Raw genomic sequence first — 19,180 nt, 5'->3', positions numbered from 1 at the left:
ACCCTCCTTAAATGATGATGCCTTCGCAGTGGTCGATCTCGTGCTGGATAATCTGGGCCGTCCAGCCGGTGAAGGTCTTCAGCCGTTCCTGAAACTTCTCGTTCTGCCAGCGTACCTTGATGGACTGCCAACGCTTGGTGGGGCGGGTGCCGGTGAGGGAAAGGCAGCCCTCCTCGGTATCGTAGGGACCGGACTTTTTGATGATTTCCGGGTTGAACATGACCATGTAACCGCCCTCGTCCTCAAAGGCAATGATGCGCTTGTTCACGCCGATCATGTTGGCCGCCATGCCCACGCAGCCATCCTGGTGATGTTCCAGTGTTTCCAGCAGATCCTGCGCAACGGAAATGTCCTCGGGGGTAGCGGGTTCGGCTTTTTGGGCCAGAAATGCTTCGTCCTTGCAGATGTCTCGAATCATGATTGTGTCTCCTTATGGGTTTGAATCACTGCCGCAATGGTCTCAGCAGCAAAGCGGGAGCCCGCTTCGCTGGGGTGAATACCATCGGCGGCGTATAAATTGCATGCATCAGCCAGTTGGTAAAACCGCAGCCCCACTTCGGCGAGGAGGGCCTGGTTCTCTTTGGCGGCGGTGCGGTAGGCTTCGGTCAGAGCGTGGGCCATTTCGTCGTAGTCCCAGCCCTTGGCTGCCAGCTTAGCGCCGCCCCGTTGGTAGGCCCAGGTGGCATAGAGGATGGGCACGGCACCGGCTGCTCGAATCTGCGCGCATAGCTGCTGCACACTGGCGAAAAAGCGTTCGGGGGAGGAAACCGGCCCGTGGCTCATTTCCTGCAGGATCACATAATCCCAGTGCTCCCGGCTCAGCGCTGCCTGGGTCTGCGCACCCAGCCTGGTCTTGGGGTTCAGCTGTTCCGAAAGCCGGGCCCCGCCCCGGGTGTGGGGCACCACCTGCGCGCCGGTCAGCTGTGCCAGCATTCGGGGCATATCATTTGCGAAGGTCAGGCTGTTGCCCAGCATCAAAATACGCATATCACCGCTCCTCGTTTCGCTTTGTACCAATTGAATTATACATGCTTGGAAAGATCGGAACAAGTCCTGTCAGTGAGGGGAAAAGGGGCGGGAAAATAAAAACGCCCGGGCAAGATCATCGTGATCCTGCGCAGGCGTTTGATGAAAATTACTGTTCTGTTTCGTAGGGCCAGGTGTTAATGCCGCCGAATTCGTAGATGCCGGTGTAGCCCAGCTCCGCCAGGGCGGCGGAAGCGGTTTTGCTGCGGTTGCCGCTGCGGCAGTAAACCAGCACGGTGGAATCCTTGTCCGGAATGACCGCTGCTGCGGAGTCCTCGTCAATGGTGCCGACCGGCAGCAGGACCGCGCCGGGAATGTGGTCGCCGTCGTATTCGCTTTGCTCCCGTACATCCAGAATGATGACTTCTTCGGTGTCCATCATCTCTTTCGCCTCTTCCTGGCTGATCTGCTGATAGGAGCCGCTGGCCGCTGCTCCGCCGCAGCCGGTGAGCAGCAGAACAGGGGAGAGCAGGCAGAGCAGAGCGGAAAAAATTCGTTTCATGTGTGTACCTCCAAATGGTTTTTGCAGATAGTTTTGGGCAGCTGTCTGCCCGGTAAAAGCAATGAATGAGGGGGAAATCAGTATTCGGTGCGGATCTCATCCGCGCCGATGCCGTAAAGCTGCCGGAATCGTTCCAGATCGGCAGGGGTGCGAATCAGCATCACCTCGGTGATCTTACCGGTTCGTATGTCCTGAAAACCGGCTGTCCTTTCCCCGGTGCAGATGCTGGCGCGGATCACCGGCCGCTGGCTTTCCCGGTCGTAACTGTGGATTTCCTGCTTTTTTCGAAAGAACAAGCCCACCCCTCCCGGCACATCTTTTGTGCCCTTATCATACCGTTTGCTCCGCGACGCTGTCAACGCTCGAATGGGACGAAATCACAGTGGGGGAAAGATGCGTTTGATCGACACGCAACCGGCGTAAACAAAATCCGTTTGCAGTGGTTGGTGGAAGTGGTAGAGAATGTGTATGCAGCTGCCGGTGTTGCTGGCGTTCAAGATTTCAGCAAAGCGGTATAACAATAAGCCCTCTGCCGTGTAGTTCATGGGTGCGAACGTTTGACAGAGGACTTGTCTTTGATTAATGGGCGAAGCGGAATTTTACAGTGCCTTTGATGATTGACGCTCAGTCTTTCAGCAATTCCCGGTATAAACATACCGCAGCGATTCCCGGGCCACTTCGGCCAGGCGGTAAACCGTTCGCACCGGTGTGGGTGGCCGGTCCTGCATCCGGTACCGCGGAAAAAAGCGGGAGACGTGCAGCGGAATCTCAGGACTGACCGAAGCCAGCCAGGCGGACAGGGCTCGCATTTCCTCCTCACTGTCGTTTTCACCGGGCACGATCAGGGTGGTGACCTCCACATGGCAGTATTCTGCTGCCAGCAGGATAGATCGCTTGACCGTTTCCAGATCGCCGCCCAGTTTCCGGTACCAGCTTTCGGTGAAGCCCTTCAGGTCAATGTTCACCGCGTCGATTAATGGCAGCAGCGCTCGCCAGGAAGTTTTCTCAATGGTTCCATTGGTCACCAGCACATTGACCATGCCCGCCCGATGCACCAGACCGGCGCAGTCCCGCACATACTCATAGCCCACCAGCGGTTCGTTGTAGGTATAGGCAAGGCCGATGTTGCCTTCTCTTTGCAGCCGCAGGGCCTCCTGAACCAGACGCTCGGGGGTGCAGTCCTGCGTATGGGCATTCACCCCGACGGCGGCGATCTCCGCGTTCTGGCAGAAGGGGCAGTGCAGGTTACAGCCAAAGCTGCCTGCCGAGAGAATCAGGCTGCCGGGATGAAACCGGCGCAGCGGTTTTTTCTCGATGGGGTCCAGGGCCAGCGCGGTGAGTTTGCCGTAGTTCAGCGGCACGATGATGCCGCCTTGGTTGGCGCGAGCCCGGCAAAGGCCGGTTTGCCCTTCGCTGAGGATGCAATGATGAAAACAAAGTCCGCATTGTACCTTCATGTGTGCCGTACCACCTTGAAACGCTGGATGGTATAGGGCTCGTTCTCCCGGATGCCGCCTTTCTGGCGGGCGATCTCCAGTTGCTGCTCCACCGTGTCCACACCGTCCAGATCCGGCAGCAGCAGACCGCGCTTGTGTCCGCAACTGACGATGACGCCGTATTGCTTCGGGTCCAACCGGGCAGGGGAATCCACCGGCTCGGGCTGCCCCAGCACGTCCACATTGTATTCCAGCTCGTCCAGTTCTTCGGCGCTGACCGGTGGGAACCGCGGGTCCCGGGTACCGGCCGAGACTGCGTTCTGCACGATTTCCATTGCGGTGTTTTCCTGAGTGGGAGCGATGGTTCCGATACAGCCCCGCAACCGTCCGTCCTTGTGCAGCGAGACAAAGGCTCCGGCCGTTTGTTCCGTCAGTTCGGCGGGCAGGCTCTCTGGCAAAGTTTGCAGGGGATGACCCTGACGGATGCAGGTTTCCAGTGAAAGGCGGGCCAGCTGTACCCAGGGGTCCTCTTTGGCGCGGCGGGCTGCCAGACGTTCCTTGCGGTTTTGCTCACAGGCCGCAGCATACCGGCGGGCATCGTTCCGGCCGGTGACCGGGAACAGGGCCACGCCATAGCCTACACCAAAAGTGTCCTCGTGGCTCAGCAGCCGGGGCTGGACCGCCAGACCGTCCAGCGCGCCTGCCATCATCTGGAAGGAGCGCAGACCGCATTCCGCCGCTCGCTCGCAGAGAGACGGGTCCATGGTGAGAAATTCGAGAAAATTACCGGATGCCATGGTTTGTGTCACGGCTTTGTCGAAAATCGGACCTTCCGGCGCAAAGCCATAGGGGCCGTCGGCCCTGAGCTTGTGGGAAAGATCGCCGCTGGCCACAAAAACAGCGCGGCGGCCCAGCGCTTCCACCGCCTCGGCCACGCACTGACCCAGCCGGTAGTGGTCCAGCGCGGAAAATCCGGACAGGCCCATTCGCAGAATGGGGCAGTTCACCCCTGCTTTGCGCAGAAAATACAACGGGATCAGCACGCCGTGATCGAGGCTCGGGTCTCGCTGGCCCAGTGTTCCGGCCTGCAGGCCCATGTGTTCGGCCCGGCGGATGACTTCCTCCCGCAGTGGTTCGTCGTACTGCGCCTCAATGCGCACCTGGGGCGCGCCGAAGGCTGCCATGGAACCGTCGGCGCCGCTGCCTGGTGCGATGTGGAAGTAATCCCCATATAGAATAGTGTGAGGGGATGCTACGATCAGCACCTCGGGGGACCAGCGGGCTACCTCCTCGGCGGCCATGCGCATGGCATTTCCCGTGGCGGAAATCTCCCGCTCCCGGCCTTTGCCAACTTCAGGCAGCAATACAGGGGGATGCGGGGTTAAAAATGCACCAAGCATCGGCATATCGGTCACTCCTTTTGAATCAACTTTATCCGATCAGAACTTCCATGTGCATCCGGGCGTTTTAAAGCGAGTGCTGCCCGCGATGCTTCGGTTATTCACGCTTTTCTGCACGCAGCAGATGCGTAGCTCCCCACCGGCCCAGTTCCTCCACACGAGCAAAGCCTGCTTTTTGCAGGGCTTCGATCTCGTGCGGTACCGTCAGTGGTGTATCGTAATGATAGAATTCCTCGTCCTGGATGCCTTGCTCCGCTTTCAGCCGCCGCAGCTCGTTTTGAAAAAAGGTTTCCTGTTCATCGGATTCGGCAAAATAATCGGTCAGGATCAGGTAGCCGCCTGGAGCCAGTGCCCGAAGGACTTTTTGGTACAGCGGAATCTTCTCCGCCTGGGTGAAGTGGTGCAGAGACTCCACTGAGACAGCTGCATCATAGCAGTTTTCCTCAAAGGGGACAGTGAAGTAGGACCCCTGCACAAGGCGCAGGGACTTGTCCGGAAATTTGCGGCGCAGTTCGTTCAGCATATCTCCGGCCAGATCAATGCCGGTCACCTGGGCAGTGGGGTTCCGATCAAAATAATATCCCAGCTCCAGGCCGGTGCCGCAGCCGAGGTCCAGCACACGGGCGTGGGGTTTTGCGGGCAGATAGTTTGCCGTCATGGGATAAAAGGTTTCCGCCTGCTCGATGGCGTGCAGCTGGTGCTCCTCGTAGCCGTCCAGGCGGCTGTTAAAGAAATCGCTCATTTTTTCAAGCATGATATGCCTCTCTGATTGGGTGGTGAAATTACAAGTGCCGCGCTGTTTTGCGGCGTTTTTCCTGCTTTTATTGTAGCGCATCCGGTAAGGGGGCACAAGCGGCGAACGGCGTCCCGCAGCACACATAAAAAGGAGCGTTTATGTGAGAATAGCATTTTCAATGCAGCGGGACGCATAGGTGGAAAAGCGCACCTGTTTGGTGCTGTCGAAGCTGCTCACCGCCTTGATTAGGCCGATGGTGCCGATGCTGATCAGATCCTCCGCGTCGCCAGGCAGAGTGCAGTATTTTTTTACGATGTGGGCCACCAGCCGCAGGTTGTGCCGGATGATGGTGTCCCGTGCCTCCGCCTCGCCCCGGCGCAGGGCCGCGAAGGCCTCCACCTCCTGGCGTGGAGTCAGCGGGCGGGGAAAGCTTCCGCTTTCCAGATGAAGTGCCAGATACAGCACCTGGCTGGCCAAAAATTGCAGAAATACCTCGAGCATACAAAAAGCCTCCTTTTTTGCGCGTGTGCGAAAAATCAGCGGATTTCGCCTGTTACAGCCTATGCGGGGCGCGAGCGGGGCAAAACCAAAAAGGGCTTTACATGGCGGTTTCCGGGCTGCAAAAAAACGGCGGCGGTGTTATAATAAGGAAAACGGCCGGGCAAGCAAAAATGCCGGGCCAAGCCTGTGGGGGAGCAAGTGCATGCAGCCGGAGAAGAAAGAACAAAAGCGGTTTTATCTCAAATGGCCCTGGGACCTGATGGTGTATGCCCTGCTGGTGGTTCTGCTTCGAGTGTTTTCCATTCCGGTGATCCTGCTGCTGGTCCGGTGGAACAAAAAACAGCAGCCGGACGGCCCGGCGGAAGGCTATTGCCTGCAGCGTGCAAGAGGGCAGTTGATCCTTCTGGTATGGGCGGCGGCTGCTCTGCTGATGGCTGCGGCTGGGGCGGCCTACCTGACTCTTTCCTGGAAAGCGGACAAAACCGGCTGGGACTTCATGGAGTACATCAAACTGGCAGCCGCCGGTCTGCTGGCGGTGGGAGGAGTGCCGGCCGCCGGGTATTTGATCTATACCGGCTTGCGGGATGCGTTTTGCCCGGAAAAGAGCCGGTTGGCCCAGTCCATCCGGGACCAACTGCCCTACCCGGAGGAAGCGCCCCCGGCGAAGGAGCTGTTTGCCATGGTGGATGAAGACCTGCGCCGGAATGGCCGGTGGTTTGGAAGACTGGCGGTGGGCAGCGAGTGGATTTTGGGGGATGAAGTGCTGTACATCCCGCGCATACGGGGTGTGTTCTGGCGGGATGAAATCAGGACCAGGCGCAGCGGTAACCGGGTCACTACCGCCCGCATTTTGCAGCTTTGGTTTCTGGATGACCGCCAGCAGTGCCAGCCGACCGATTTGCGCTCGCCCAAAGAGATGCAAGCGGCACTGGACTGCCTGCACCAGCGAGTGCCTGCCGCTGTGTTTGCAAAATATGATTCCCGGGAATACAACGACTGCATCCATGCGGATGCGCAGCAGTGGTATTTTATGGAGCAGGAGTTTGAAAGAAGGAAAGCCCGGCTGGAGCAGGACGAACTTGTTAAAGAAGGAGGCTTTGCGGAATGAAACGGAAACAGAGCAGCTATTGGAAAAAGGCCAGAGCCGCGGGATGCGCAGTGATACTGGTGGTGAGCCTGGCCGGATGCACCGGCCAGGAAGGTGCCCCGGCGCAAAGCATACAGAGTGCGCCGCTTTCAGAAAGTCAGGTTCAGAGCGAGGCGGAGAATGCAAAAAGCGCCGCTCCATTGGGTACCGAGATGACCAGCGAGGAGATCGTCCGTCTGGCCACGGAACTGGTGGAAGCGGGTCAGCGCTGGGAGAGCTGGGCATCTGATCCAGCGGCTCAACAGCTGGACTGTTCCGACAGCATTACGGTGGAGCGTTTGGGTGAGCCGGTCACTCTATACCGGCTGCCGGATATGGAGAGCAGGGCCCAGGTGGAGAACGCTTTGCTGGAAATCTTCAGCCGGAATTACGTGGACAAAAAGATGGAAACCATTTTCGGTCCGGATGCACCGTATTCTCTGCAGGAGCAGAACGGGGCGCTGTATGCAAATGGAGACTTTGGATTTGATAATCAGAATGTATTCCGGTATACCGGAAACTTCGTGGTGATCGGCTGCACGGAGGACAGCATCAGTCTGCAGGCGGAGCTGCGTGACAATGATGGCGAGCTGACAGAGAACTGGCCGCTCACGCTGCGAAGAGAGGAAGGCCGCTGGGTACTGGACGGCTGGAAGACCGATGAAAAAGGCGACAATTCCTTTGTGGCATTGCCCGAGGAACTGGAGCAGCAGACACAGCAGGACCCGGAACTGGCCTCCCAACTGCGCTATGCCTGGATGCTGGGGGATGGCCTGGTGTGGGGCAGCCAGCGTTGGGTCGACTGGTGCTTTTCCGGTTTGTTCGAGCCTCCGGTGGAAGTGCCGGGGGAGGAATATCCGCTGGCGGATCTCTCAGACCTGAAGGTGGAAGAATTTGAGGTGGAAATTGGCCCGGAGGAGAAGGTTTATCTGATGCTGGATGTGACGCAGCCGGGCAATACCCCGCTGCGCCAGGGGAGAAACTGGTATCTGCTGGATTTTTCCGACAATGGAACCGGAAAGGTGAACGGCACCATTCGTCGGATGTATCCGGACGGCGAAAATGCGGTGTTCGGGTTGGGGAGGGACCAAAGCTTCGGCAAGGAAGAGGAGAACGCCCGGCTGAACGAAGAGCTGATGGCTGTGGTGAACACCTTCCGGGGCTGGGCCAGCGCTTCCCCCTGCGACCGGGATTGGTGGCAGGAGGGCGGAGAAGTGCCCTATGTGGTGGCTCGAATGCATCAGGATGGCCTGATTGGAACGGATGGCCTGTTCACGGAAGAGCAATTCAATCAGGCGGCAAGGGATTACCTGAATGCGCCGGATTATCAGGCGGACAAGGAACATCTTCTCCGCTGCTGTTATGAGCAGGACGGCCGGTTCAGCCTGATGGAAATGGGGGGGCTGACTGCGGATATTGGAGACAATTGCCGGAACTTGGGCGGTGACCTTGCCGCGGGAACGGCCACAGTGATCCGGCGGTATTACAAGGACACGCTGGGCCTTGTGCCGGATTACGACCTGGTTTATACCATGGAGCGCTCTCTGGACGGCACCGGTCACTGGTATGTGTATCAATGCCAAAAGGTGCCGGGCGGAGTGTCTTACATCGGTTAAAGAGCGGACGAGCATGAAAGCGAAAAGGCCTGCCGGAAGGAGCAATCCTTCTGGCAGGCCTTTTTTGAGATGGAAAATGAAAGCCTTTATCCCTCCGCGCCTTCCGGGCTGGGCAGAAAGCGCACCGCCACCAGCCGGTGGAATACAGCGGCAAACACCAGCCCGAAGGCCACGCCCAGAACGGTATCCACGATACGCAGAACCACCGCACCCTGGATGCCATAGATGCCCGCGCCCAGCATCAGAGCGCCGAAGCAGTTCATGGCGGTTTTGTACCGGTAGTCGGTGCAGAAGCCCAGGCACAACCCGCCCAGGGGGCCAAGCAAAGAGTGCAGACCGGCTGGCGTGATGGAATAGAGAACGAAGAACGCCAGCGAACCGGCCAGCGCACCCACGATGCGCTGGAAAAAGCGGGGAGCAGCGTTGCCGGAATAGGGATGTTCCGAAAGCAGAGAGGCACAGGCAAAGCCCATCCACATGAAGCGCTCCACCCCGAACACCCGCCCGGCGGTGAGCACCAGCGCGACGCCCAGCGCCATCCGCAGCTGCCACAGATGCACGATGTTGGCAAGGTCGAAGCGGCGCACCACATGATGGAACCGCACCGCCTTATGATGATGCCGGTGCTTGGCGAACAGAATCGCGCCGCAGATCAGATATCCCACCAGCGCCAGCAGCGCCCGGCGGGCCAGGGCTTCGCCTGCCACCGGGTTGCCGGTCAGATAAACATAGGCAAAGCTGTAAAGCCCGCCGTTGCCCAGCTCCGGCCGCTGGGTAGTGATATACAGCAGAACGAAAAAGGCCGCGGCGTGCATCGGGACCAAAAGCGGCGCGGGAATCACTGCCGCTGCACAGGGAGCCGCCACCAGAATGGCTAGCGCCAATGCCAGCGTGACCAGCGAGTCGCCGATGCAGTATTCAAAATTCACAAAACGGATGCCCAGCATGATGCAGAACAGCGCCACCGCCATGGGGGTGTTGTCCGCACCGAACAGGCCGGACAGCGTGCTGATGAACAAAATCGCAAAGGCCACGATCAGCACCGAGCGCACCGCCATGGCCGTCCAGTACCAGGCCTTCTGCCGCCGGGTGGAGCAGGCGGCGATCTTTCGTTTCAGAATCGCCGGGTCCAGCTGCAAGGCGTCATGAAATTTCATGTCCACTGTTTGTTTCCCGCCTTTCCTCAATATGCGCCGCCAGCCGGTCGGCACACTGCACGAATGCTTCAAAATCCTCTCCGGCGCTGCGCCACAGATCATAAAAGGGTTGGAGAATGCTTTCGTAGCCCTTTTTCAGTTCCGCCAGTCCGGTCTCGGTGATGAAGAGCCGGTAGCTGCGCTCGTCATCGGGCTGCCGCTCCTTGCGGATGCAGTCTTTTTCATACAGCGCCTTCAGGCAGCGGCTCACCGCCTCCTTTTTCATGCCGCTGCCCTGGCTGAGCAGGATCGGCGTGTTCTGCTGCGGCTGCAGGTACAGCCGGGCCAGCAGTTCGCATTCGCTGGCAGTCAGTGCGGCGCTTCGCACCGGCAGCAAAGTGCGCACGAGCTTTTGCAGCTGCTGCTGGTAGCGCGCCATTTCGGTCCATTCGATTTGCATGCGTTCCCTCCACAATATAGTTAACGGTGTTAATTATATGCCTGTGGGCTTTCTCTGTCAAGAACGGGTATACAGAAAATATTCAGCGGCTCTGGCCGAGCGGTTGGCAGCGTGGTATAATGACGCCAGAACCAACAAGAAAAGGGGCGATAACGGATGGAAAAAACGTTCAACTGGGTGATTGTAGGTGCAGGCGGCATTGCGGGTGAGATGGCCTCGACGTTCACTGCCATGGGCCGCCGGTCCTACGGCGTGGCAGGCCGCACCCGGGAAAAGGCGCAGGCCCTGGCCCAGCGCTGCGGGGCACAGAAGCTGTACGAAAGCCCGCAGCAGGCCTTTGAAGACCCGGAGGTGGACATTGTCTATCTGGCCACGCCCCACAATACCCACGCGGCACTGATCGAGCAGGCGCTGGCCGCGGGCAAGCATGTGCTGTGCGAAAAGGCCATCACCCTGAACAGCGAGGAGCTGGAGCGGTGCGTGGCTCTGGCTGGGCAAAAGGACCTGGTGCTGGCCGAGGCCATGACCATCTGGCACATGCCCCTGTATCAGGAGCTCTGGCAGCGCCTGGCGGCGGGAGAATGGGGCAACGTCCAGCTGATCCAGCTGAACTTCGGCAGCTTCAAGGACTATGACATGACCAACCGTTTTTTCAATCCGGAGCTGGCGGGCGGCGCGCTGCTTGACATCGGTGTATATGCCCTCAGCTGCGCCCGGAGCTTTCTGGCCAGCGCGCCGGACCAGGTGCTCAGCCGGGTGAAGCTCGCCCCCACAGGGGTGGACGAGCAGGCGGCTATTCTGCTGCAAAACCCGGAAAACCAGATGGTCACCGTGACCATGAGCTTGTGTTCCAAGCTGCCCAAGCGGGCGGTGATCGGCTGCGAGCGGGCATACATTGAAATTGACGACTACCCCCGCGCCCAGGCGGCCCGGGTGGTGGATGCCGCCACCGGTGCCGTGACCCAGATTCAGGTGGGCGAAACCGGTCGGGCGCTGGAATACGAAGTGACTGCCATGGAGCAGGCGGTGCGCACCGGAGACGCGTCGGCCATGCGGCTGGGCTGGAGCCGGGATGTGATGAACACCATGACCGCCCTGCGCCGGGAATGGGGTGTTCGCTACCCCGGCGAGGAACTGTGAGATGAATGACAGTAAATGGAAGATTCCCAAAACCTGGTATGACCGGATTGTGGACTGGCTGAGCCTGGGCTTTCTGGCAGCGTCCGGGTTTTATCTGTGGGCCAATTGGCAGGCGATTCCGAAGGAGATTCCCACCCATTACGGCTTTGGTGGTCAGCCGGATGCCTGGGGCGACAGGAGCAGCTGTGTGGTCCTGCTGGTGATTGGTGTGGTGATGTGTCTGATGATGTGGGGGATCGAGCAGCTCCCCATGATCTGGAACACCGGCGTGACGGTAACCGAGGAAAACCGGGTGCGGGTCTATCGCATTCTGAAAAATCTGCTGGTAACCATACGGTTTGTGATTGCGGCCATCTTCGCCTGGATGCCGGTCTGCTCGGCCCGCTCCCAGCCGTTGGGTGGCTGGTTCATGCCACTGGTCATGCTGCTGGTGTTTGGGCCCATCGTGGTTTGCCTGGTCCAGCTTTACCGCAAGAAATAACCAAGGCAGAAAAAGCCTTGCGCCGCCTGCTGCCCCGTGATATGATAGACCCTGCGACCATTCACACCGGCCTGTGAAAATCAACCGCAACAGGCCGCATCCAAAAGGAGTTTGCCTTATTATGAAATTTGATCTGATTGCCCCCTGCTACTTCGGTACCGAAAGCACTGCCGCCTTTGAGGTGCGCCGCCTGGGCGCTGAGGACGTGAAGGTGACCGACGGCCGCATCGCCTTTTCCGGCCCGGCGGACATCATCGCCGCCGCGAACCTGAACCTGCGCTGCGCCGAGCGGGTGCTGGTGCTGCTGAAAACCTACACCGCCACCACCTTCGACGAGCTGTTCGACGGCGTGGCCAGCATTCCCTGGGAGGAGCTGATCCCGGCGGACGCCCAGTTCCCCGTGAAGGGCTCCAGCCTGTCCAGCACCCTGTCCAGCGTGCCCGCCTGCCAGAGTATCGTGAAAAAGGCGGTGGTGGAGCGGCTGAAAAAGGGCCACAAAACCCTGATGCTGCCCGAGACCGGCGCGCTGTACAAGATTCGTTTCTCCATCCGCAAGAACGTGGTGGAGGTAATGCTGGATACCTCCGGAGACGGCCTGCACAAGCGCGGCTACCGGCGCAACGCCACCGGCGCTCCCATCAAGGAAACTCTGGCCGCCGCCATCGCGGACCTGGGCCGGGTACGGCGGGATTCCATCGTGGCCGACCCCTTCTGCGGCAGCGGCACCATGGTGATCGAGGCAGCCCAGAAGGCCATGAACATTGCTCCCGGCCTGCGCCGCCGCTTTGCCGCCGAGCACTACACCTTCTGCCCGCCCGAGATCTGGGCCCGGCAGCGGGAAAAGGCCCTGTCTGAGATTCGCCGGGACGCGGCCTTCGAGGGCTTCGGCTACGACATTGACCCCGCCGCAGTGGCTCTTGCCACCCAGAACGCCAAACTGGCGGGCGTGGGCGACCGGTGCCATTTTGAGCTGGCGGACGTGAGGGACTTCGCGCCCCGGCCGGAGATGATCGTGCTGACCAACCCGCCCTACGGCGAGCGTCTGGGCGATCTGGCCACCGCCGCAAAGCTGGCCGGTGTGCTGGGCAAGGCGCTGGAGGAGCATCCGGTGACCGGCGCCTACATCATCACCGCGGACGCGGACCTGGAAAAGCACTTCGGCAAAAAGGCCAGCCGCCGCCGCAAGCTGTACAACGGCATGATCCCCTGCCAGGTGTACATGTATTATTGATTATGATAAAAAAGCAAGCCGCCCGGTGCCAGAGCGCCGGGCGGCTTGCTTTTTGTCATAAAAGAACGATACAATGAGAAAAAAAGAAAAAGGCGGGCCGTTTGATGAAAAAACAACTGGCAAAGGCATTGGAGATCAGCGTGGAAACTCTGAATTACTGGGTCATCAGCTACGCATTGAGCAGCATGACTCTGGTGTTCCGTGCCGAATGGCCGTTTGTGGTGTTTTTCGCATCCGAGGTGTGGCTGCTCGGGCGCTATTACGAGAAAATCACCGCTGTGCTGAACAGCCGGAAATGGGCGGTGCTGGTGTGTGCACTGGTATTCGCCGCCTTTGTCCTGTTCGTCTCGCAGGTAGGATTGGTGCAGGGGAGTGTGGCTCCGTTCAGCAAACTATGAGGATAGGTCAGCCGTTGACCTGATAGATGCTGTAGCCGCCCTGGTCATAGAGCAGGGTGCAGTGGGCGGCGAACCAGCTTTCGTCCACTGTGTAGTCCGCCCGCTCGGAGGGGCCGACCATCACATAGTCGATGTCCCACTGGGCAAGCTCTTCCTCGCTGGGAGATTCCAGAAGCTGACGCACCGCCGCTTCCTGGGTGGAATAGTCCATACCGTGGTAATACAGCCAGGTGCCGGAAGCGCACAGAATGGGCCGTCCGGCCAGACTGAGCACCGGGTTCAGCAGTTGGGTACCGCACAGAAAACGGCCCATAGGGTCGGTGTTTTCCTCCACATAATCAGCCACGGCAATGGCGTCCGCGTCAAAGTGCTGGTATTGACTTACCGCCTCCCGTCCCAGGGTGAGGATGCTGCCAAAGGTTCCGGTGAACACCAGCATAGCAGCGAGAACGGCCTGCACACTCTTTTTGTCCACCTTTTTCAAAAGGTCCACGATCAGGTTTGCCACCAGAATGCAGCCCAGTAGGTGCCAGATGAACAAAAGCTTGTTGTTGTCGTAGTTGTTGGGCTGGAACTCCACAAACTCGCTGAGCAGCAGAATCAGCAGTCCGCCGCCGTAGACCCAGCGCAGCTTTTTGCCCGCCCACAAAAAGGCGGGGAGCAGTAGGGTGTATACCAGGCCGATGTTCTTGATATAGAACCAGAAGTAATTGTCTCCCTCGTTGGACCAGTTGAAGTGCCAGCGCAGAAAGCCCGAGCCTTCCTGGGTGTGGGGAAGAATCTGAGTGAGCATCAGCGGCAGCCAGATGATCCCCGCCGCTCCGGCAAACAGCAGCCAGGGCCGCAGGGCGCGCCAGTCTGTCCGGTGTACTGCCAGCGCCCGCACAAAGAGCACCCCGCAGATAAGCACCAGCGCCAGCGCAGAGTGGGTCTGCACCAAGGGCAGCGGAGCGGCCAGCAGCACCAGAGTGGGCCATAGGCGGCGCTCCTCGTTCAAAGCAAAGCGCATCAGCAGGGCCAGGCAGGGGAAGAGCAGCGCCCAGCCGAACATGGTGGCCCGCTGCGGGATCAGCAGGTCCGCGATGGGGTTCACCCAGCGGATGTTTTCCTCCACATAGTTGGTGGGCGTTTCATAATAGGCGGTGAAAATGCGGGTGAAGTTCTCCACGCCGCCCTCCAGAAAATAAGCGAAACCGAAGCCACTGCCCAGAAAGAACAGCACGTAGGCAAGGCTTGCCTTGAGGCTGCTTTGCAGCAGATTTTTGGCCAGCAGCCAGCCGCCGCCGAACACCGCCGCCAGCGCGACCACCTGGGGCAGGATGCAGGCGAATTTCAGAGGAGCGCCCAGCAGAAGGAATACGCTGGAAACGCTCTCGCACAAAAACGGATAGCCGTAAAGAGTCTGGCCCGACAGCATGGGGAATTCCGGCGGGAACAGGCCCTGTTCGGCAATGCTTTTAATGAAGGAAAGGTGCATGGGCAGATCGCCGTAGGTGCTCTGGCCGCACCAGTAGCCGCCGTCCTTGGAATAGAGGGTATGGGTGTGCAGCAGCCAGACCGAAAACAGGAAAAGCGGCGCAACACAGGCCCAGAAGGCGGGAGAAGTGGCCCGGGCGGAGCTGCCCGGCTGACTCGGAGCTTTATCCGGCGCAGTGTACCGGGGCCAGAATCCGGCTGCCGCCAGCGCACCCGCAGCGACCAGCGCCAGCAGGGCGGCGGGCAGGGTGAAGCCCAGCGCCAGCGCGAAGAGCGCGGGCAGCGCGATCAGCAGCACCAGCCCGAAGGCAGCGGTGAACACCAGCTTTTCTTCGGCGCCGGACGCGGGCAACAGCCGCCGCGTCAGCGAAAAACCGGCGGTCAGGAACACGGCCATATAAATGATACTGAACAAAATTCCCATCTCAAACGCCCTCCAGATCAAAGGGTGGGGTGTATTCCTCCTTGGCGCTGCTCTTCTGCTGCATGTAGCCCTCGGTGAGCCCCAAATCAATGGCATGATTGACCATCTGGCGGTATTCCCAGGTGGAGATGCGCCGGTCCAGCGGCTTCATCTGCGCTGCCTTGTGAAAGGGGGTGTACTGGCTCATGAGACTGGGCAGAAAGCTGCCGGCGGGCAGGCTGGCCATGAAGTCCAGCACCGCCTTGGAATCCGACAGCGCGCCGGGCAGGGCCAGGTGCCGCAGGATCACGCCTTTTTGCAGCAGCCCCTCTTCATCAAATTGGGGAGCGCCGACTTGGCGGATCATCTGCCGCACCGCCTGACTGCATACCTCAAAATAATCCGGCGCGGCGGAATATTTGACCGAAAGCTCCGGCGAAACATATTTCACGTCCGCCAGCCATACGTCCACAATGCCGTCCAGCCGCTGGACCGTCTCCAGCGTCTCATAGCCGCCGGTGTTGTACACGATGGGGATCGAAAGCCCCCGGGCCTTTGCCTGCTGCAGCGCTTCCAGCACCCAGGGCAGCCACTGGGTGGCAGTGACCAGATTGATGTTGTGCGCGCCCTTTTGCTGCAATTCCAGAAAGATTTCGGTCAGGCGCTCGGTGTCGATGGCTTTGCCCAGGCCCTCCTGGCTGATTTTATAATTCTGACAGTAGCAGCACTTCAGGCTGCAGCCGGAAAAGAACACGGTGCCGCTGCCTTTGCTGCCGCTGATGCAGGGCTCCTCCCAGTGATGCAGCGCCGCGCGGGCCACCATCAGCTGACCGGCCGCACCGCACACACCGGCGCGCCGGGTCCGGTCCGCATTGCAGCGACGGGGGCAGAGGGTACAGGATGTGGGAATCTGCAAGATAAAACCTCCCGAAACAGGCAGAGTGTTCACCCCGCCTGAAAAACAAAATAGAACAACCCTTACTATACCATATTTACAGGGCCCTGCGCCACAAAAACTCCGGTTGACGCACTTCGCTGCCCTCCCGTATAATATCCAGTTGACGAAACAAAGCTTTGTAAAAGGGTGGGGGAACGTATGAAAAACGAACAAAACGGCGCGGCAAAAAGCGTGGCTGCGCTGAATCTGGCGGTGATGCTGTTTGGCCTTGCGGCGGTGATCGGCCGCTTTGTGCAGGTCCCGGCGGCGGTGATTGCAGGCGGACGGGTGATCTGTTCGGCGACGGTGCTGCTGGCGCTTGCTTTGGTCACCCGCACGCCGCTGCGGCTGGCGGAAAAACGGGATCTGGCCCTGGCGGTGTTCGCGGGGCTGGTGCTGGCCCTTCACTGGACCACTTTTTTTCAGGCGATTCAGGTCTCGTCGGTGGCCATGGGGACCATTATCTTTTCCGCCTTTCCGCTGTTTCTCACGGTGCTGGAGCCGCTGGTGTTCCGGGAACGGCTGCGGGCAAAAAGCGCGGTGGAGGCGGTCTTGCTACTGGCGGGCGTGCTCATCACCCTTCCGCCCGACGGCCTGAACAGCGGGGCCGTGGCCGGTGCGGCCTGGGGCATGCTGTCCGGCCTGGCTTATGCGGTGCTTTCGCTGGCCAACCGGCATCTCTCCGCCCGTTATCCGGCCCGGGTGATCTGCCTGTATGAGCAGGCTACAGCGGCGGTGGCATTGCTTCCGGCAGTGCTGCTCTGGTCCGGCAGCTGGACGGCGGCGGACCTTTGGGGCATCGGGGCTCTGGGCGTGGTGTGCACCGCCCTGGCCCACTCGCTGTATGTGGCGGCCCAGCGGCGGGTGAGCGCCCAGGCGGCAGGCATCGTGTCCGGTATGGAAACGGTTTACGGCATCCTGTTCGCCCTTGCTTTTCTGGGGGAAGCGCCCACTGGCCGGGAGCTGGCGGGTGGCGCGGTGATCCTGGGCGTGAGCCTTGCCGCTTCGCTGCAGGCGGGCAGAAAGTGAACAGAGGGCCCACGGCTTTTTCCCTGTGCATCCTACCATTTTGGTGTGGTTCATGCTATAATAATGATACTTATCGTCCGCGTCAGGTGCAATTTCAGCACAGCGGAGCGAAAAATCATTGTTTGAAAGGAGGCGCTGCCAGTGCAGGATCAATCCGCCCGGGCGCGCAAAAACCTGAAATATCTCACGCTGCTTGCCCGGGAATACCCCAACATCGCCGCTGCCAGCAGTGAGATCATCAACCTGCAGGCCATTTTAAAGCTGCCCAAGGGCACCGAGCATTTCATGAGCGATCTGCACGGCGAGGCCGAGGCCTTTACCCATATCGTGAACAACGCGTCCGGCGTCATCAAGGAAAAGGTGGACCGGGTGCTGGGCCCCGGCGTGCCGGACCAGGAGCGGGCGGAGTTCGCCACCCTGATCTATTACCCGGCCCAGAAACTGGACGAGCTGAAGGAGCGTCAGACCGACCTGAACGGCTGGTACCGGCAGACCCTCTACCGGCTGATTGATGTGTGCCGTGTGGTTTCCTCCAAGCACACCCGCAGCTTTGTGCGCAAGCGCCTGCCCAAGAATTACGCCTATATTCTGGACGAGCTGCTCCACGCCCATTTTGAGGACCACGACAAGGAGTTTTACTACGACCAGATCCTCTCGAGCATCATTGATGTGGGCCGGGCCGACGATTTCATCGAGGCAATGTGCGTTCTCATCAAGAATCTGGCGGTGTTCAAGCTGCACATCGTGGGCGATATCTTCGACCGGGGTCCCCGGCCGGACCAGATCATGGAGCAGCTGCTGAACCACCACTCGGTGGATATCCAGTGGGGCAACCATGATGTGGTATGGATGGGCGCGGCCGCGGGCAGCCCCATCTGCATCGCCACCGTGCTGCGCACCAGCCTGGCCTATAACAATCTGGAAGCCCTGGAGGACGGTTACGGCATCAACCTGCGGCCGCTGGCCCTGTTCGCCGAAAGCGAATACCGGGACTGTGACATGCATCACTTCTATCCCCGCACCGACGAGGCCCGCGGTCCCTATCACCGCAGCGAGCTGATCCGCACCGCCCGCATGCACAAGGCCATCGCCATCATTATGTTCAAGCTGGAGTGCCAGGTCATCGACCGCAACCCGGATTTTGAGCTGGAAGGGCGGGATTTCCTGCGGCACATCAATTACCGGGAAGGCACCGTGGAGGTGGAGGGTAAGTGTTATCCCCTGCGGGATGATGATTTCCCCACCGTGAATCCGGCGGACCCCGCCCGGCTCACCCGTCAGGAGAAGGAGGTCATGGAGGCTCTGCAGCGCAGCTTTATGGAAAGTGAGCGGCTGCAGCGTCATGTGCGCTTTTTGTTCTCCAAGGGCGGCGTATACCACATTGAAAACGGCAACCTGCTGTTCCACGGCGCGGTGCCCCTGACCGAGAGCGGCAGCTTTGCGGTGGAGACCTTTGAGCAGCACGGCTATGCAGGCCGGGCGCTGATGGATTACTGTGACGAGCGGGCCCGGCGGGGCTATTTCGCCCCCGAGGGCAGCGCCGAGCGCCAGAGCGGCGCGGACTTTTTGTGGTATCTGTGGTGCGGCAAGCTGTCGCCCCTTTACGGCCGGGACAAGATGACCACCTTCGAGCGGCTCTTTGTGGAGGACCCGGCCACTCATACCGAGACCAAGAACCCCTATTACCGGCATGTGAACGATTCCAAGATGGCCCGGGCCATTCTGGCGGAGTTCGGGCTGGATCAAACCCACAGCCACATCGTGAACGGCCATGTGCCGGTACGCGCGGCAAACGGCGAAACCCCGGTGAAGGGGGAGGGCCGGCTGATCGTGATCGACGGCGGCTTCTGCCGTGCCTATCACGAAAAGACCGGCATCGCCGGTTACACTCTGGTGTACAACAGCCGGGGCATGTCGCTGCGGCAGCACCAGCCCTTCGAGAGCGCGGAAAAGGCCATCCGGGAAAACCTGGATATTGCCTCCACCGTGGAGGTGTTTGAGACCTGCGAAAAGCGCACTTTGGTGGGCGATACCGATAACGGCCGTCGTCTTGCCGCGGATGTGGAAGATCTGAAGCTGTTGGTGCAGGCTTACCAGATGGGTCTGGTCAAGGAAAAGACCTGACCGGTCAGATGCAAATAAAGAG

The 19,180-nt window shown here is 59.8% G+C and carries 20 protein-coding genes; 8 read left to right on the top strand and 12 right to left on the bottom strand.

The window, feature by feature from the left end:
* Positions 1 to 7: 7 nt before the first annotated feature.
* The 8 genes from B5G03_RS02250 to B5G03_RS02215 form a co-directional block, all read right to left on the bottom strand.
* Positions 8 to 418 (bottom strand): peptide deformylase, encoded by a 411-nt coding sequence (locus B5G03_RS02250; protein ID WP_087180181.1) that lies wholly within the window; start codon positions 416 to 418, stop codon positions 8 to 10.
* The gene (locus B5G03_RS02245; protein WP_087180180.1) at positions 415 to 987 is read right to left on the bottom strand and encodes an SGNH/GDSL hydrolase family protein; all 573 of its coding nucleotides are present in this window, start codon (positions 985 to 987) and stop codon (positions 415 to 417) included. Before B5G03_RS02245 ends, B5G03_RS02250 begins: the two co-directional genes overlap by 4 nt.
* Before the next feature lie 148 nt (positions 988 to 1,135).
* Positions 1,136 to 1,528 carry a rhodanese-like domain-containing protein gene (locus B5G03_RS02240; RefSeq protein ID WP_087180179.1) on the bottom strand — a complete coding sequence of 131 codons (393 nt, stop codon included), beginning with the start codon at positions 1,526 to 1,528 and terminating at the stop codon, positions 1,136 to 1,138.
* A 77-nt stretch (positions 1,529 to 1,605) separates the two neighbouring features.
* On the bottom strand, positions 1,606 to 1,830 hold the full coding sequence (locus tag B5G03_RS02235) for an aspartate dehydrogenase (protein ID WP_087180178.1): 225 nt from the start codon (positions 1,828 to 1,830) through the stop codon (positions 1,606 to 1,608).
* A 330-nt stretch (positions 1,831 to 2,160) separates the two neighbouring features.
* A complete protein-coding gene (gene amrS, locus B5G03_RS02230) occupies positions 2,161 to 2,985 on the bottom strand; it encodes an AmmeMemoRadiSam system radical SAM enzyme (protein WP_087180177.1) in 825 nt (274 codons plus the stop codon).
* Positions 2,982 to 4,370 carry an AmmeMemoRadiSam system protein A gene (gene amrA / locus B5G03_RS02225; protein WP_087180176.1) on the bottom strand — a complete coding sequence of 463 codons (1,389 nt, stop codon included), beginning with the start codon at positions 4,368 to 4,370 and terminating at the stop codon, positions 2,982 to 2,984. The genes amrS and amrA overlap by 4 nt, the downstream gene beginning before the upstream one ends.
* A gap of 91 nt (positions 4,371 to 4,461) precedes the next feature.
* Complete coding sequence (locus B5G03_RS02220; RefSeq protein ID WP_087180175.1) at positions 4,462 to 5,118, bottom strand: class I SAM-dependent methyltransferase; 657 nt, start codon at positions 5,116 to 5,118, stop codon at positions 4,462 to 4,464.
* Between the two features lie 138 nt (positions 5,119 to 5,256).
* On the bottom strand, positions 5,257 to 5,601 hold the full coding sequence (locus B5G03_RS02215) for a sigma-70 family RNA polymerase sigma factor (protein WP_087180174.1): 345 nt from the start codon (positions 5,599 to 5,601) through the stop codon (positions 5,257 to 5,259).
* A gap of 202 nt (positions 5,602 to 5,803) precedes the next feature.
* Here B5G03_RS02215 and B5G03_RS02210 point away from each other — a divergent pair, with 202 nt between their 5' ends.
* Complete coding sequence (locus B5G03_RS02210) at positions 5,804 to 6,709, top strand: hypothetical protein (RefSeq protein ID WP_087180173.1); 906 nt, start codon at positions 5,804 to 5,806, stop codon at positions 6,707 to 6,709.
* Positions 6,706 to 8,343, top strand: a complete 1,638-nt coding sequence (locus tag B5G03_RS02205) for a DUF4148 domain-containing protein (protein ID WP_087180172.1) — start codon at positions 6,706 to 6,708, stop codon at positions 8,341 to 8,343. The genes B5G03_RS02210 and B5G03_RS02205 overlap by 4 nt, the downstream gene beginning before the upstream one ends.
* A gap of 86 nt (positions 8,344 to 8,429) precedes the next feature.
* Here the strand turns inward: B5G03_RS02205 and B5G03_RS02200 are convergent, their stop codons facing one another.
* Both B5G03_RS02200 and B5G03_RS02195 read right to left on the bottom strand, forming a co-directional pair.
* Positions 8,430 to 9,500, bottom strand: a complete 1,071-nt coding sequence (locus tag B5G03_RS02200; RefSeq protein ID WP_087180413.1) for an FUSC family protein — start codon at positions 9,498 to 9,500, stop codon at positions 8,430 to 8,432.
* Positions 9,487 to 9,939: a MarR family winged helix-turn-helix transcriptional regulator gene (locus tag B5G03_RS02195; protein ID WP_242962264.1), complete on the bottom strand. Its 453-nt coding sequence runs from the start codon at positions 9,937 to 9,939 to the stop codon at positions 9,487 to 9,489. Before B5G03_RS02195 ends, B5G03_RS02200 begins: the two co-directional genes overlap by 14 nt.
* Positions 9,940 to 10,095: 156 nt before the next feature.
* On the opposite strand from B5G03_RS02195, the gene B5G03_RS02190 reads away from it, so the two are divergent.
* From B5G03_RS02190 to B5G03_RS02175, 4 genes are all read left to right on the top strand, one after another.
* Positions 10,096 to 11,079 (top strand): Gfo/Idh/MocA family protein, encoded by a 984-nt coding sequence (locus B5G03_RS02190; protein ID WP_087180171.1) that lies wholly within the window; start codon positions 10,096 to 10,098, stop codon positions 11,077 to 11,079.
* A gap of 1 nt (position 11,080) precedes the next feature.
* Positions 11,081 to 11,560, top strand: coding sequence for a DUF1648 domain-containing protein (locus B5G03_RS02185; protein ID WP_087180170.1), 480 nt, complete (start codon positions 11,081 to 11,083; stop codon positions 11,558 to 11,560).
* Between the two features lie 121 nt (positions 11,561 to 11,681).
* Positions 11,682 to 12,791, top strand: coding sequence for a THUMP domain-containing class I SAM-dependent RNA methyltransferase (locus B5G03_RS02180; RefSeq protein WP_087180169.1), 1,110 nt, complete (start codon positions 11,682 to 11,684; stop codon positions 12,789 to 12,791).
* 104 nt (positions 12,792 to 12,895) lie between these two features.
* Positions 12,896 to 13,189 (top strand): hypothetical protein, encoded by a 294-nt coding sequence (locus tag B5G03_RS02175; RefSeq protein WP_087180168.1) that lies wholly within the window; start codon positions 12,896 to 12,898, stop codon positions 13,187 to 13,189.
* Positions 13,190 to 13,196: 7 nt separating this feature from the next.
* On the opposite strand, the gene B5G03_RS02170 is transcribed toward B5G03_RS02175, so the two are convergent.
* Positions 13,197 to 15,089 carry a hypothetical protein gene (locus tag B5G03_RS02170; RefSeq protein ID WP_087180167.1) on the bottom strand — a complete coding sequence of 631 codons (1,893 nt, stop codon included), beginning with the start codon at positions 15,087 to 15,089 and terminating at the stop codon, positions 13,197 to 13,199.
* Position 15,090: 1 nt separating this feature from the next.
* Entirely contained in the window at positions 15,091 to 15,984 is an 894-nt protein-coding gene (locus B5G03_RS02165; protein WP_087180166.1) for a radical SAM protein, read from the bottom strand.
* Positions 15,985 to 16,164: 180 nt separating this feature from the next.
* On the opposite strand from B5G03_RS02165, the gene B5G03_RS02160 reads away from it, so the two are divergent.
* Positions 16,165 to 17,034, top strand: a complete 870-nt coding sequence (locus B5G03_RS02160) for a DMT family transporter (RefSeq protein ID WP_087180165.1) — start codon at positions 16,165 to 16,167, stop codon at positions 17,032 to 17,034.
* 141 nt (positions 17,035 to 17,175) lie between these two features.
* Positions 17,176 to 19,158: a fructose-1,6-bisphosphatase gene (locus B5G03_RS02155; RefSeq protein ID WP_087180164.1), complete on the top strand. Its 1,983-nt coding sequence runs from the start codon at positions 17,176 to 17,178 to the stop codon at positions 19,156 to 19,158.
* The last annotated feature ends 22 nt before the right edge of the window (positions 19,159 to 19,180 follow it).

This window comes from Gemmiger sp. An50, assembly GCF_002161595.1.
Lineage (GTDB): Bacteria > Bacillota > Clostridia > Oscillospirales > Ruminococcaceae > Allofournierella.
This window is presented reverse-complemented; position numbering and strand designations above follow the sequence as displayed.

Excerpts from the sequence above, each read along its gene's own strand:
- B5G03_RS02160 (WP_087180165.1), top strand. The coding sequence starts at position 16,165 with ATGAAAAACGAACAAAACGGCGCGGCAAAAAGCGTGGCTGCGCTGAAT.
- B5G03_RS02250 (WP_087180181.1), bottom strand. The coding sequence starts at position 418 with ATGATTCGAGACATCTGCAAGGACGAAGCATTTCTGGCCCAAAAAGCC.
- B5G03_RS02205 (WP_087180172.1), top strand. The coding sequence starts at position 6,706 with ATGAAACGGAAACAGAGCAGCTATTGGAAAAAGGCCAGAGCCGCGGGA.
- amrS (WP_087180177.1), bottom strand. The coding sequence starts at position 2,985 with ATGAAGGTACAATGCGGACTTTGTTTTCATCATTGCATCCTCAGCGAA.
- B5G03_RS02180 (WP_087180169.1), top strand. The coding sequence starts at position 11,682 with ATGAAATTTGATCTGATTGCCCCCTGCTACTTCGGTACCGAAAGCACT.
- amrA (WP_087180176.1), bottom strand. The coding sequence starts at position 4,370 with ATGCCGATGCTTGGTGCATTTTTAACCCCGCATCCCCCTGTATTGCTG.
- B5G03_RS02170 (WP_087180167.1), bottom strand. The coding sequence starts at position 15,089 with ATGGGAATTTTGTTCAGTATCATTTATATGGCCGTGTTCCTGACCGCC.
- B5G03_RS02210 (WP_087180173.1), top strand. The coding sequence starts at position 5,804 with ATGCAGCCGGAGAAGAAAGAACAAAAGCGGTTTTATCTCAAATGGCCC.
- B5G03_RS02175 (WP_087180168.1), top strand. The coding sequence starts at position 12,896 with ATGAAAAAACAACTGGCAAAGGCATTGGAGATCAGCGTGGAAACTCTG.
- B5G03_RS02215 (WP_087180174.1), bottom strand. The coding sequence starts at position 5,601 with ATGCTCGAGGTATTTCTGCAATTTTTGGCCAGCCAGGTGCTGTATCTG.
- B5G03_RS02245 (WP_087180180.1), bottom strand. The coding sequence starts at position 987 with ATGCGTATTTTGATGCTGGGCAACAGCCTGACCTTCGCAAATGATATG.
- B5G03_RS02185 (WP_087180170.1), top strand. The coding sequence starts at position 11,081 with ATGAATGACAGTAAATGGAAGATTCCCAAAACCTGGTATGACCGGATT.
- B5G03_RS02200 (WP_087180413.1), bottom strand. The coding sequence starts at position 9,500 with ATGAAATTTCATGACGCCTTGCAGCTGGACCCGGCGATTCTGAAACGA.
- B5G03_RS02190 (WP_087180171.1), top strand. The coding sequence starts at position 10,096 with ATGGAAAAAACGTTCAACTGGGTGATTGTAGGTGCAGGCGGCATTGCG.
- B5G03_RS02220 (WP_087180175.1), bottom strand. The coding sequence starts at position 5,118 with ATGCTTGAAAAAATGAGCGATTTCTTTAACAGCCGCCTGGACGGCTAC.
- B5G03_RS02240 (WP_087180179.1), bottom strand. The coding sequence starts at position 1,528 with ATGAAACGAATTTTTTCCGCTCTGCTCTGCCTGCTCTCCCCTGTTCTG.
- B5G03_RS02195 (WP_242962264.1), bottom strand. The coding sequence starts at position 9,939 with ATGCAAATCGAATGGACCGAAATGGCGCGCTACCAGCAGCAGCTGCAA.